The sequence below is a fragment of the Pseudomonas sp. Marseille-QA0332 genome (assembly GCF_054950175.1).
Genome location: NZ_CM143106.1, coordinates 2,071,408 through 2,085,563 on the forward strand (window position 1 = coordinate 2,071,408; position 14,156 = coordinate 2,085,563).

The 14,156-nt window shown below is 61.3% G+C and carries 6 protein-coding genes; 4 read left to right on the top strand and 2 right to left on the bottom strand.

Annotation, left to right across the window (positions count from 1 at the left end; all coding sequences use genetic code 11):
• Both ACY8GK_RS09595 and ACY8GK_RS09600 read right to left on the bottom strand, forming a co-directional pair.
• Positions 1 to 2,427, bottom strand: a complete 2,427-nt coding sequence (locus tag ACY8GK_RS09595; RefSeq protein ID WP_462402892.1) for a hypothetical protein — start codon at positions 2,425 to 2,427, stop codon at positions 1 to 3.
• A 44-nt stretch (positions 2,428 to 2,471) separates the two neighbouring features.
• The gene (locus ACY8GK_RS09600) at positions 2,472 to 4,229 is read right to left on the bottom strand and encodes a hypothetical protein (protein WP_462402893.1); all 1,758 of its coding nucleotides are present in this window, start codon (positions 4,227 to 4,229) and stop codon (positions 2,472 to 2,474) included.
• Between the two features lie 348 nt (positions 4,230 to 4,577).
• Between ACY8GK_RS09600 and ACY8GK_RS09605 the strand changes: the two genes are divergently transcribed.
• The 4 genes from ACY8GK_RS09605 (at position 4,578) to ACY8GK_RS09620 (ending at position 14,054) form a co-directional block, all read left to right on the top strand.
• The gene (locus tag ACY8GK_RS09605) at positions 4,578 to 5,165 is read left to right on the top strand and encodes a hypothetical protein (protein ID WP_462402894.1); all 588 of its coding nucleotides are present in this window, start codon (positions 4,578 to 4,580) and stop codon (positions 5,163 to 5,165) included.
• Between the two features lie 2 nt (positions 5,166 to 5,167).
• Positions 5,168 to 10,222, top strand: coding sequence for an RHS repeat-associated core domain-containing protein (locus ACY8GK_RS09610; protein WP_462402895.1), 5,055 nt, complete (start codon positions 5,168 to 5,170; stop codon positions 10,220 to 10,222).
• A gap of 176 nt (positions 10,223 to 10,398) precedes the next feature.
• Complete coding sequence (locus ACY8GK_RS09615; protein WP_462402896.1) at positions 10,399 to 12,921, top strand: fimbria/pilus outer membrane usher protein; 2,523 nt, start codon at positions 10,399 to 10,401, stop codon at positions 12,919 to 12,921.
• A 44-nt stretch (positions 12,922 to 12,965) separates the two neighbouring features.
• Positions 12,966 to 14,054, top strand: a complete 1,089-nt coding sequence (locus ACY8GK_RS09620; protein WP_462402897.1) for a fimbrial protein — start codon at positions 12,966 to 12,968, stop codon at positions 14,052 to 14,054.
• Positions 14,055 to 14,156: the final 102 nt, after the last annotated feature.

Here is a 14,156-nt window from a genome sequence, read left to right on the forward strand (position 1 = left end):
TCATACCTCCGAGACTGGAGTGCTGAGTAGTTGGATGAAATGCCGGGTCGAAACGAAAGGCACAGGCACGATCATGTAGGCGTACCGGTCACTGCTTTCGCCGTCATCGTAGAAAGCCAGGACGATCGCGTATTGCTCGGCGGAGTCGACGGCTGGGGTATAGACGCCGTTGCTCAACGTGCCATCGCCCTTGAACAGGTGCCAATGGGTATCCGCCGCGGGCACCTCATCCTTCGGTGATGATCGGGTAGCTCTGTAGAACGTCAGCTTCACTGCGTTGGCGCCTTGCGCGCTCGCTTCGAGCCAGTAGGAGCCGCTCTGGTTGCCGGCAATCAGCACATCGATGGTACGTGGCGTGCCGCCCGCCTTGGGCGTCACGGTCACCTGGTCGAGTCGCGATGCGAAATAGGCAAGCGGATCGCCAGGCTTGGGTTCAGGCAAGCGATTGGGCGCGGTGTACCGGCGGCCATCCTGCATTTCAGGATCCTTGTTCGGGTCGTCGCCGAGCGAGCCCAAGCCGTCCGCACCCAGCGACCATTCCAGGGCGGCGCCATCGGCAGTACCCGCCACCAGCGAATGGCTCGACCCCAGGCCGACGACAACTACCGAGGGGTATACGGACACTTCGTTTTCGACCAGGCTGACTAGCGCCTTGCTGATCATTGCGCCGCGGGTGGCCTTGACCACTACCCGACGGAAGCCATCGGCACGCAAAGAGGCAGCGGAAGGCGCCTGGTATGCCCCGTTGGCGTCGATCGTGCCGGTATCGCCTGACTCTCCGGGGATGTTCTCGACCGACCACTGCACGCTGCCGGCGGGCTCTACCTTGAAGTGCTGGGTACGGCCGCCCGATACCACCACTTCGGCTGGACTGATCTCTAGGCTGGTACGATCAGGTGCCAGGTCGCCCAGTATGGTCAGGTCGGTTGGCCAATGCAGTGCCTGAGGAACAACGGTGTTTTCTCCGCGAAACAGCAAGTTGTTCAAGCGGAAGGCGTCCAGCGTTGCGCTGACCGCCTTGAGCGGGTCGAGCAGCGAATCAGTGAAATAGCGAAAACGCGCCTGGGCAGTGTCCAAGATACTGCGGGCCATCTCCAGTTTGGTGCCATGGATTCGCTTATCCCACGACGTGAGCGTGAGCGAGGAGTCCATCTTGGCCTCGCTCAGTTCGAAGCGAATACGGTGCTGTTCTTCCACCCGCTCGATCTTGAACGAAAACCTGCAGAGCACATCTTGCAGGACATCGACTTGCGCCTTGGTTCTAATTAGATTTGGCGGATTGTAGTCAGTATTCAGATAATTGATATCGATCTCATACGACTTCGGCTGAGTCTTCCAGCGAAAGATCAAGTGATCATTTTCAACATAAAAACTCAAAGGCTCTTCGGAAACGAAATCCATCGACATGGCAGGCAGCGCCACGGTCAAGATGCCCAATGTATGCTCCCAGGCCTCGTAGGTATGGATCCCAGCTGTTGCGACCAACTGGTCACGTGGGGTCCCTGGTTGCGCTCGCAACTCGAGTTTTGCGCCGGGTATCCAGTTCACGTCGTCCAAGGCCGGCAGCACGACCTTTTCCAGGATGAACTTGCTTCCCAACACCAGGTTGCTGGAATAAGTCCGAGGGCCGGAGGGTAACATGTATACCATGTCCTCGTTCGCGGCAGGATAGCTTCCGTTTTGGCTGCCCTTCATGGCCACGAACAGCACCACGGCACCCTCGCCGTAGGCAGGGCCATCTAATACATTGCCACCCGGCGCCAAATGGGTACGTATGCCGAAGTTTCCCGGCTCCAGCAGCGACTGTTCACTTTTCTTCAGCTCACTAAGTTCGAATTGGGTAAGATCGTCCTGCCAATGCTCCAGGATGCCCTTGAGATGCACCCCGACCTTCTCCCGTTCGTACTCGGTCTCGACGCCGGTGAAGTAGTAGTCATAGCCTTGGGCCAGATCCAGCATCACCTTGCCGGCCGAGTCGACACTGCCCGGTACCGCCAGAAGATTGATGTTCATCAGCAGTGAAGGACCGACGACTGCATTGAGCGTCGACAGCCGGGTCGGTGTCTTGACCGGCTTGCCGTCGCGCAGCGCCTCGGTGAGCTGCATCTGCTTGCCGCCGACCATGCGCAGGGTCAGCCTGGCCCTGGAGTCGGAGATATTGGCGTTCTCGAACGACAGCCGTGGCTTGTCCAGCACCAGCCCTATCAGCGCGTGCTTGATGCCTTCGGCGATGTCGATCTCGCTAGGTTCGATCGGGGGAAAATAGGCATCGGCGTCGAAACGGTCGATGTACTCCTGCATCAACAGCATATTGGTCTTTTGACGATCAAAGACAAGAATGGCGTCCCAGCCGAATGTCCAAGGCTTTTCGGACATCTTTGCCAGAAATTCCTCGAGCGAAAGGGTTGCCGTGGAGGGAAGGGTCATGATTCATTGCTCCTGAATTTCGTGAAATCTGCGTGGCTGCCCAGTCAGAGGCTTTTACGGGGAGTGAGGCGCAGCAGCGGGGTGGCGTGCCAACTGTCGCCCTGGTCGAAGCTGACCTGGCCGCGTACGGTATGCTGCACCCCATCAGCCATGCGGCCGTACACCGTCCGGCTCAACCATTGCTCGACCCTCGCTCCACTGACTTCTCCGACAGTGATCGGCTTGGCATCACGCAGCACACCACCCTCGACGTCGTCGATGCTGATCGTGAGCAACTGCCCTTCGGCGGCGAATGGCCATAAACCGGCACCGGTAATCAACAGCAGCGCGCCATTGGCAGTAAGCCTGGAGTTGCGCAGCTCGCCGTTGCTGTCCGCCTCCCGGCAGGCAATGGTCGGGTTGGGCGCCAACGGGGCGATACGCAAGTCCACCGAGGGCGAGTCCTGCAGCGGCGTGCCATCTTCCCCGACGATGCGGTAGAACACCTGGAAGCGCCTGCCTTCAGGGTCACGTGGCTGATGCATGTTGGCCGCGACCACCGCTGGGTCGATCCGGTAGCGACGGGTATCGGGCGATTCCGGTATGGCGGTGACCTGCTGGCCTCCGTTGCGGTAGCCTTGCCAATGAACTTCGATCTTCTCGCCAGGCCGCAACTCGAAGTCCGGCACGCTCACATAGGCACCGGTAATCGCCTTGGCCGCCTCCAGCATCTGCCTGCCAGGACCGTCCTCCAGCGCCTGTTCGATACGCGGCGCTACGAGCATGCGCGGGGCCTCGACTTGGAGAACCATTACCTTGGAGCTTAGGGCTGCACCAGCGCGGGCAAATTGATAGGACACTCGGTGCTCGCCGGCTTCCAGCAGCTGCGCTTCGATTCCGAAGGTAATGTCCTCGACCTGCAGACTGCTCACGTCCATGCGTGCGGTCCGCACCTGCGGCTCGAAGCTGGTCGGTCCTTCCCAATACAGCAGCAGCTGGTCACCCACCTGCATGTCCGGATAGGCCGGAACACGCACGGTCAGCCCATCTGGAAACCTGCCAGGATCGATCGGATCACCGGCATGGCCATCGATCCTGACCTCGGGCAGGTAGTCTGTCGGGCTCGGCGCGCGAGCGACCTGCACACTCTGCACTGGCGACAGCAGGACATCGAGACGTCCCGTCAGCGCAACTTCATAGTGAATGTCCGCATGACCCTCGCGAATGGGCGTGAACGAGGCCTTTCGGACCTGCCAGCGCAGCGGCTGACCAATATCGGATGCGCTGATGTCATAGCGTTCAGTCACTGGAGAACGCTCTGTGCCAGTGGCATCGAAGCGCCGGATGACCAGTTCCACACTGTCGCCAACTTGCATGGCCTGGTACGGCGGCGCCATGAACAGTACGCCTTCGGTTTCCAGTTCGTCCCACACGATCACCCGATCATGGGACTCCCGGGCCTGGACAACCGATAGCCCTTCGGAGACGCCACGATCACGCCGCCCCAGGTAGCAGAACACGCGCCTCGAATCGGGGGTCGCATCGTCGAAACCATTGAGCTTGTAGGAATAGAAAGCCCATCCCCCCTTCGCCGATACCAGGAAACGGTTGGCGATCGGCACGCTCAGGCCAATATCCGGATCATAGCCCGGCGCTACATCGTAGGCAGAGCCGAGTACATCGAAGGGCATGCCGGCTGGATCGAGTGCGCGCCATATCGGATAAACGGTATCGCCCGGATTGATATGATCGCCTTTGATAAAAGTTTGCAGGTCTTGCCCCGCCAGGGCATCGATATCGATTTCGTCATATTCATTCTTCAAGGGGATTTCAGGCGGGGGTAAGAATGTGCGCCTGTTTCCATCCTTTTCAACTTTAGAGGCCATGAGCCAACTCCTTGCATCGCGGTATGGCCATAGTTTTACGATGCGTACGTCTGCTTTCCTACTGGCAGAAATGTCAGGCCACCCCGCAAACACACAGCCGCCCGCGCCTTAGCAGCCGACACTCGACTCCGGCGTCGCGCCTTTGGCTGTCATTTCTGTCAGGTGTCAGGCCAGGGCTGCTGCAATAGGCTGTGAACAGCGAACAGGAAGTTAGACCCTCTTCAGGACAACGTGTCGACGGATAACTTCTTCTTTCCTTCACTACTCATCAGCGGAAACTTGACGATGAAATGTTCACACTGCAACTTCCCAGCAACGCCTGGGCTTGCGCGCGCATTCTTGATCTTCGGCGCGCTGGTCATCGGCAGCGCAACATCCTGTGCCGTTGTCGCAAACGAACCGCCGGGCGTTCTCACGCTGTACCAGACCATCGATGGCCAGGAGCAGAGCTGCTCGTTTGACGTTCCTGGCCCTGGCAGCGGTACCGTGGTCAAACTCTTGCCCAAGCGCGCTGACGGTCCTTGTCCGGAAGGCGACAATGACGACAGCAAAGACGATTCCTTCAAGCCCCATGCGATCCGTATCCGGCAGGCGCCCGCCGCGGCGAAGTTCCTCCTGACCAACAACGAGCGTTGCGAGAAGAACGATAGCGCCTGGATCGAACTCGAGACGACCCGACCAGTAGCTGCGCTGGAAAAAATCGGCCTGGACAAGATCACCGATTATCGCGGCTATATCACCAATTCCGGTACGGATTCCGGCGCCCGGAGCCTGGGCTTCAAGCTATTGGCGTCCGAGGGTCGGATCGACCAAGGCAAGCTGTCCTGCATCAGGATCACGACCTCCTCCGGTCCCTCTGCGGGGAGTAAATGAGCATGGCCAACGTCATTCATTCCAGTGCCGCGAACTTCCTCAGCTTCGTGCAGAACAGCGTCGACCCGCGCACCGGCCAGTACACCCTGGCCATCGAGCTGCCGGCCCTGGTCGGCAACGACCTGATCGGCCCGCAACTGCCCCTGCGCCTGTCGTTCAACCCGTTCAACGACCAGGATTCAGGCTTTGGCCAGGGCTGGAACCTTGCCCTGAGCCAGTACGTGCCCGCTACCCACATGCTCTCGCTGCACACCGGGGAAAGCTACAAGGTCACCGGTAGCGGCCCGCAGCCGGCGATCCGCGAGAAGAAGATCGACAGCTTCCACTTCCATGACGACAGCACCTCCAGCGACCAGCGCTACCGGATCGTGCACAAATCCGGGCTGGTGGAAATGCTCACCCCATTCGGCGACCAGCAGCCCGTCGCCTTGCCGACCCGCGTGCAGGCGCCCTCTGGCCACCACCTGGAACTGACCTACACCCTGTTTCAGGGCCAGCATTGCCTGGAACGCATCGTCGATGGCAATGGCCTGCAGCTGCTGCAGCTCGACTACGCCCTCGGCCAGGTGACCCTCGACCTGCATCCCGGCGCCGGTGCCAATGGCGCGCCGTTCGCGCGCTACACGCTGGAGCTGAGCAACCGTCAGTTGCGCAAGGTCATCTTGCCGACCGAGGACAAGGCGAGCTGGCGTTTCGAGTATGCCCGCGTGCGCGAGCTGACGTGCCTGAAGAAGATCTGGACCCCGGTCGGCGCGGTGGAGGACATCGCCTACGAGGATGACGGCCACCTGCTGCCGGGTGGTGGTTCACGCGTGGCGCTGCCCCGGGTCACCACCCACCTGATCGATCCCGGGTCAGGCCAACCACCGCTCAAGACCACCTACACCTATACCTACCGCGATCCAGACACCGGCCAGCAGGCGCAGAACAACTTCCTGGGCAACAACAGCGGTATCACCTGGCGCGACGATGGCCAGGACAACCTGTATCGCGCCCAGGCAAGCTACCGCTACAGCGTCACCTCCCATCACTGGCAGGATGACAAGATAGTGCGCAAGCAAACCCGGACCTACAATCGGTTCCATCTGATGACGCTGCAGACCGTCGAGCAGGACGGCCACATCGAAGAGACCGAAACCCGCTTCCATGAACGGCCTGACGCCGACTTCGAAGGGCAACCTGCCAATTTCCAGCTACCCCATACAGTGACCAAACGCTGGAAACTGCGCGATGACGCCAGCCAAGTGCGTATCGAGCAAGCGACCACCCGGTACGATGAGCACGGCAATCTGGTCGAGGAAGTCCAGCCCACCGGCATTCGTACCGTCTACGAGTACTACCCCAAAGGAGGCGAACGATCCCAGGACTGGCAGTGCCCGGCCGATCCGCAAGGTTTCGTCCGTCACCTCAAGTGCATGACTGTCTACCCTGCTCCCGGTCAGGATGCCGCCGCGCCGGTCACTCGCACTCGTCTCAGCTATGCGGCCTATCCTCCCCTGACCAGTGCCGTCGAGCCTGCGCCCTGGCTCGCCGTCATCCAGGAGTCATTGCTCCAAGTGACAGAGCAGGAGCGCAAAGGCGAATCGGAGCAGCTGTTGCAACTGATCGAGCGAGGCTACCTGGAAACACCCGCCGACGCCTACCTGCATGGCCGTGTGGATTATCAGAAAACGACGCGCTACGGATCGGATCTCACCGACCCGCTGCGCAAGGCCATGGAAAGCCGCACGACCCGCACCGACTGGCACTACAGCAAGGCCTCGCACCCCGAGCTTGGGCCTGAGCATTGGATCGACGAGACAGTCACCGGTTTCGACCTGGTACAGAAACGCAAGACCCAGGCGTTGTCCCTTCTGCATGGCCAGCCCACCTACTTGCAGGATGACCTGGGCAACGCCACCCGTTTGCGCTACGACAAGCTCACCAGACTGGTGGAGGAAATCGTTGCGCCAGACAGCGAAGACGAAACCCGTACGCGCCTCGACTACACGTTAGTCACCGAAGCGGGTGGCCAGGCTGTACAAGCAGTCACCGAAAGCAGTGGCGTGGTCACTTACCTGACCCTCGACGGCTGCAATAGGCTGGTCAAGCAAGAGCGCGAAACGGAAGCACCCGAGGGGGACGAACGCCCCCGCTGGAGGAAACTGATCGCGCAGACGAATCACGACGGCTTGGGCCAGGTGATCGAGCAAACCACGTTCGACTACTGCAATGATCAGGTAGTGTCGTTGAAGTCCACCTTCGAATATGACGCCTGGGGGAATCTGTGCAAGACCCAACTGCCTACCGGTGCTACCTTGCACATCCAGCATTCGCCGTTTGGCGAGCACGGTGACACGATCACGCGCTGGATGGAAACACCTGATAGACCCGGTATACGGCAGCAGCAATCGATCATCGAAACCAACCGCTTCGACAAGCCGGCCTGGCAGTGCAGAGTTGACGAAACAGGCAAGCAGGTCGGGCGGCGGGACTTCACCTACGATGGGTTGGGCCAATGCACCAGCGAGGCATCGAGTTTCCAGACGAAGGCCAGGCGGCCAACACTTCGCACGACCGGCTATCGTTACGATCCTCTTGGGCGAATCACCCAGACCGTGCGTGCGGACGCTTCGACCGTGAGTCGCGAGTTCGCAACGCACAGCAGCAATGAACTGACCGAGCGCCTGAGCGTCAAGCGACGCGGGACCACCGATTCGATTCTTGCCTGGGACCGCACGTTCGATGGGATCGAGCGCCTCAAGACCCTCAGTGTTGGCCTGCGAAAGGAAACCTATCGCTATCAGGGCGATACCTCGCTGATTGCAACGCGCACGACCGCGGCCAAGCGCACCTTCAGCTACAGCTATCGTCCAAGCCTGTCTGCCCAGCCCAAGCTCATAGAAGTCGCGGCGAGCAAGGCCGAGTTCGATTACGACTGGCGCAGTGCCGCGATCAAGAGCGCCCGCAACGTACAAGGCTCGCATACCTATGCCTATACCGAGCAAGGCTACCTGCGCGAGGCCCAGTGGAAGGACGCAGCTGGAGATGAATATACGTGCCAGTACACCAGTTCCTTCCAGGGGCTGCCATTGGGCTATACCGACAGCGACGGCGTGACGGTGGCGCATACCTACGATGAGCTGGGTCGACTGATCAAGACTTGCCAAGGCCAGCTTGAAGCCACCATCACCTACGATTCGGCCGGCCGCCTGCACACCACGCAGACCAAGGACCTGGCAAACGCCCAAACCCTGTCGTGCGAACAAGGCTACGACGATCTGGGGCGGGAGATTTTGCGTACACTGACGTTGAGCAAGCGCGACGGGACTGTCCTGTGCCAGACCGTCGAACAGCAGTGGCGCGAGGATGATCAGTTGCGCAGCCGCACGTTGAGCTGCGACGGGGAGCAGCTGCTTGAGGAAACGTTCGAGTACGACATGCTCGATCGGCTCGAGAATCACGCTTGTAGCGGCTCGCGCCTGCCACGCAACGCCCATGGTCGGGAAATCGTCAACCAGTTCTTCGTCTATGACGAGCTGGATAATCTCGTCGAATGTTACACGGATTTCGCCGATGGCAAGAGCGACGAAGCCACTTTTACCTACGAAGGTTTCCTTCTGCGCAAGGTCGAACACAGCCTTCAGCCAGACTATCCTGCCAGCCAGGCGTTCGAGCATGACGCCGACGGCAATTTGCTGAACGATGAACGAGGCAACCGGCTGGTCTACGACGAAGCGGGGCGCCTCGTCGAGGTGCGCAGCGCCGACGACGCACGGACCCTGTACCGTTATCGCTTCGATGGTCATGACCACCTGCTTGGCGTGAGTCAGGGCCAAGGCCCCGAAGTAGTGCGCCGCTATCAAGGGTATCGGGTCAGCGCCACGCTGGAGAATGGCCTGCTTACCCAGTACCTCTATGCCGCAGACCGTCCGCTGGGACTGCAACGCTCGACCGACGAAGCACAGGCACGCCTGTTCCTGACCGACCCCGGCAACAGTGTGGTCGGGGAAAGCACTGCCACCGCATTGCATCGCACCTCTTACAGCGCCTACGGCGAAGCGCCCGACGACAGCGAGCTGCTGGGTCTGCTTGGCTTCAACGGCGAAGCCCGCGAACGTGCCTTGGGTTGGTATCTGCTGGGCCGCGGCTACCGGGCCTACAACCCTGCGCTGATGCGATTCCACAGCCCTGACGTGCTGGCTCCGGAAGACGCCGGAATCAATCCTTATGCCTATTGCGGCGGCGACCCGGTGAACTGGCGTGACCCAAGCGGTCATCTGGGCGAACGTTACAGCCAGGAACTGCCATATGTCCCGTTGAGGCCGGCACCCAAGCCTAAGGCTGACTGGCGGTCCTGGCTTGGCGTGGCGGTGGGCGCGGTATTCGCCGTGGTGAGTTTTGCACTGTTGCCGCCGGTCGGTGCGACATTCGCCTTTGCCCTGGGCGCTTCCAGCCTGGCGCTCGACGTAGCCAGCACCGCCGCATCTGCGGCGGCCTTGGTGACAGGCAACCAAGCGGCCCTCGATGCCTCGTTCTGGCTTGGCATAGGCAGTGCGGTGAGCACCCTGGGGGTCATCGGCTACAGCAGGTTCGCTGGTCGCAGTGCCGCGCAGGGAGCCAGGCAAGGCCTGAGCCAGGGCACGCAGACTGCCTCGCGGGCGGTTAGCACAGGTGTCGGCGGAACGCCACGCGGGTCGATCCTGAGCCGTGCAGCCAGTTCAGCCAGTGCCACGCCAGCCGGGTCGGTAGCTGGTCGTTCGGCGAGTGTCTCCCGAAGCAGCATGAATAGTGTCGTCGGCTCAGTGAGGCCAGCATCTGCCTCCAATCCCGAACTGGATTGGAATGTCCTGCCGGGAACAGAGGATCTTGAAAAAGTCAACCCCTTGTTCGTGCCCAACGACGTTTCACATGACTTCACTCCTGTTCGCCTAGGTTCTAGCCGCGAAACCAATGGAGGCGTGAGTTCTATAACGCCTCCGGCAGCGCCAGCGCAGGGCCAAGCCGGATTCAAGTGGAAAGTCGACCCTATCTATTTCGTCGAAGGACGATATCGATTAGCCCCGAGCGCTGAATGATCCGTGGCGGTGGTCCTTGCAAGGATCGCCGCCTGCTAACCCTGCCTTGTCGTTGTTGAATTCCCCATATAAAGACTCGGAATTCTCCTACATCTGAAGCCCCGCAGCCTCTCTATCTTCTGCTTCAAACGCCGCGCCGTAGTTCCACAATCGGCGCCAAACAACGGTATCTTCCAATGCTCAAGCCAATTCGGCGTCGGCAACTGCCGACACGCCCTCGTCTCGCTCTATTCCTGACGACTGCCGGTTGCAGCATGCTTCTGGTCTTTACCCCCACGCTGGCTCAAGGGCGCCAACTGCAATTCAATCCCAACTTCATGCGCCAGACACCTGGCCAGTCGGTCGAAGCCAGCGCAGCGGCCTTGAGCAACTTGGCCATGCAAACGCCCCTGGCGCCTGGACGTTATCGGGTCGAAGTGCTGGTCAACCTGGCCCCGGCCGGACAATACGAGATAGAGTTTCGCCAACGCAGCGACGGCCAGGGCCTGGAACCATGCCTTGGCGCAGGCTTGCTGCGCGAGCTCGGCCTGCGCGAGAAGAGCCTGGCCGAACCGCTGCCAGAAGAAGACCGCTGCGTCGATCTTCGCGCGCTGGCTCCCGACGCGGTGGTCGCGCTGGATACGGCCAAGCTCCAGCTGGCGCTGTCGATTCCCCAGGCTTTCCTGCGTCGCGATGTGGCCGGTAGCGTCGCGCCAGAGCGCTGGGATGACGGGATCGATACTGCCTTCGTCAGCTATCAGGCATCCGCGCAGCATTGGAGCGGTGCCAACGGCGTCTCGCGCAGCAGCCAGGACCTGTATCTCAACAGCGGCGTGAACTTCGCCGGCTGGCGCCTGCGCAGCAGCCAGAGCTGGCGCGACAACGGCAACCGCCAGCGGCGCTGGACACGGGCCAACACCTATGCCCAGCGTGACCTGCCCGGCACCTGGGGCACCCTCACCTTGGGCGAAACCTTCAGCAACGGCGATGTCTTTCGCAGCCTGCCGTTCAAGGGAGTGCAACTGGCGACCGACATGAACATGCTGCCGGACGTGATGCAGGGCTATGCTCCGGTGATACGCGGCGTGGCCCAGACCCGCGCCAAACTGGAAGTCCTGCAGAACGACTACCCGATCTACTCCACCTACGTGGCGCCCGGCCCCTACGAAATCGATGACCTGGGTATCGGCGGCAGCAGTGGCGACCTGGAAATCGTCCTCACCGAAGCCGACGGCCAGGTGCGCCGGTTCATTCAACCGTACTCTACCTTGGGCAACCTGCTACGCGAAGGCGTATGGCGCTACAACATCGCCGTGGGCCGCTACAACGGTGCCGAGGATCTGGACGCTCCGTTGCTGGGTCAAGCGACTCTTGCGCGTGGAGGCAGCTGGAATACGACCTTGTATGGCGGCCTGCTCGGCAGTGAGTATTACCGCGCCGCCAACCTGGGCGTGGCACGTGATTTCGGCTCGCTCGGCGCCCTTTCCTTCGACGTCACCCAGGCTCAAAGCGACCTCGGCGAACAAGGGCAAGTACAAGGGCAAAGCTATGCCACCCGCTACGGCAAATCGTTCCAGACCGGGACCAGCCTGCGCTTCGCCGGGTATCGCTATTCCACCGAAGGCTACCGGGAGTTCGACGAGGCCGTGCAGCAACGCAATGCCTCCAGTCGCTATCTGGGCAACCGCCGTAGCCGCCTGGAGACCTCGATCTACCAGAATATCGGCACCCGCAGCTCGCTCAGCTTGACCCTGTCGCAGGATGACTACTGGCACCGCGATTTGCAAAGGCGCCAGTATCAGTTCCAGTTCACCACGCTCTACCGCCGGGCCAGTGTCAATCTTTACGCCTCGCAGTCGCTGAGCGACAGTCAGCGCCATGACCGCAACGATCGCATCATCGGCCTGGGCGTCACCGTCCCGCTGGACTTCGGCTCATCCAGCAGTGCCAGTTTCGATATCCAGCAAAGCAATGGCCGCACCAGCGAGCGCGCCAGCCTCAGTGGCGGCGCGCTGGACAACCGTCTGAGCTATCTCGCCTCGCTGGCCAACGATGAACGACAGCGCAAGACCGCTTCGGTCGCCCTCGGCTACCAGACCCAGCAAGGCAGCCTGGGTGCCGGATATACCGAAGCGCATGGCTATCGCAGCGTATCGGTAAACGCCAGCGGTACGGTGCTGGCCCATTCCGACGGGATCGTGCTTGGCCAGTACCTGGGTGAAACCACGGCTCTGGTCCATGTACCCGATGTCGCCGGTGTCGGCGTCGATAACGCTCCAGGTGCCAAGACCAATGAAAGCGGTTATCTGCTGGCGCCGCACCTGCGTCCCTATCGGGTCAACCAGATCGCTCTGCAGACCGACCAGCTCGGCCCCGACGTGGAGATCGAGAACGGCGCCACGCAAGTCGTTCCGCGCCGCGGCGCGGTGGTCAAGGCGGCATTCAAGGCGCGCCAGGTAAGCCGGCTGATACTGACCTTGCAACATGCCGACGGTCGTGCGCTGCCATTCGGTACGCAACTGAGCGATCAGCAGGGCGAGCACCTCGCGGTGGTCGGCCAGGCTGGCCAGGCTCTGGTGGCCACCGAAGCCACGGCGCAGATCCTGGAAGCCCGCTGGGGAGACCGACCGGACCAGCGCTGCCAACTGGCCATCGACCCTTCGTCCATGCAGGAAGACCAGGGCTATCGCATGCAAACCTTGCGCTGCCCTGCCCCATGACCTTGCCCATGCGGCCCACTCGCATGCCCGACAGGATGCTGACAATGCCTTCCATTCCACGTCTGAAATTTCTTGCCGTCGCCATCGTCACCGCTGCGGCGACGATGGCGCTACCGGAGCAGGCCCTGGCCATCGCGCGGTGTGAATGGAGCATGGGGACCGGTCCGCTGCTCTATACGGCTGACCTGGGCACGTTCTGGGTGCCCCGCGATGCCGCAATCGGAACAAAGATAGCCTCGCTCAATCGCCTTCCCATCCTCCAGCAGCCAGGTGTCCAGCTCATATGCGACAACGATGGCAGCAGACTGCTTACCGCTACCGTGAACACGCCACGGCCCATAGAGCCAGGCACGCTGCCCCCGGTGGACGGCAAGGACGTGACAGGCAAGGTCTTGCGCACCAGCATTCCAGGGGTCGGTTTGTACGTGGAGCTCGGCATACCCTTTAACGGCCATGCGAACAATCACTTCAAGCCCACCGACGGCAAAGGCGCCGTGCCGTTTGTCAGCGAGCACCAGGAGCACATGAGGCCCAGCTACCTGATCGTGAATCATATGGTGGTCAACTACGTCGCCCTGATCAAGACCGGTACGATCGCGCCTGGACTGCAAGCCTTCAACGACGAGGTCGCCAGAGCTACGATGAGCGATGTGGGCGATGCCGCCAGACTGACCCTGCGAGGCCAGGTCCAGCAGGCGCAGTGCACCTTGAAGGCAGACGCGGTCAGCGCCAACCCGGTGCAGCTCGGTACGCAGGACATCGCCCAGTTCCGTGGCGTCGGCACCACCACCGCCCCGGTCGATTTCCATATCACGCTCAGCGACTGCGAGGATGATCCAAATGGCAGCGTGGCCCGCGCCTTCATGCGCCTGGACGGCGTGAACGGCTCGGCCGCGCTGGATCGTGATCGCGGCCTGTTCAGCCTGACCAGCGACTCGACCGCCACCGGGCTTGGCATTCAGGTACTGCGCAGCGACAACACGCCTGTGAAGCTGGAAGAGTTCGTCGACATGGCTGCGCTGACGCCTGGCAACGTGCGTCTCGATCTTCGCGCCCAGTATTACCAGACGAACAACCGGGTCACCCCGGGCCTGGCCAAGGGCGCCTTGAACTTCACCATCAATTACCGTTGACGAGCACGGCCTCGGCGGCAGCGAAGTCATGCCTGGGCAGATGAGGCGAAAGTGCGAATGCTTGTTCGCTGCGTAAGCCCTCCAGCCATTCCCCAAGAAATC

Excerpts from the sequence above, each read along its gene's own strand:
- ACY8GK_RS09610 (WP_462402895.1), top strand. The coding sequence starts at position 5,168 with ATGGCCAACGTCATTCATTCCAGTGCCGCGAACTTCCTCAGCTTCGTG.
- ACY8GK_RS09605 (WP_462402894.1), top strand. The coding sequence starts at position 4,578 with ATGAAATGTTCACACTGCAACTTCCCAGCAACGCCTGGGCTTGCGCGC.
- ACY8GK_RS09620 (WP_462402897.1), top strand. The coding sequence starts at position 12,966 with ATGCCTTCCATTCCACGTCTGAAATTTCTTGCCGTCGCCATCGTCACC.
- ACY8GK_RS09595 (WP_462402892.1), bottom strand. The coding sequence starts at position 2,427 with ATGACCCTTCCCTCCACGGCAACCCTTTCGCTCGAGGAATTTCTGGCA.
- ACY8GK_RS09615 (WP_462402896.1), top strand. The coding sequence starts at position 10,399 with ATGCTCAAGCCAATTCGGCGTCGGCAACTGCCGACACGCCCTCGTCTC.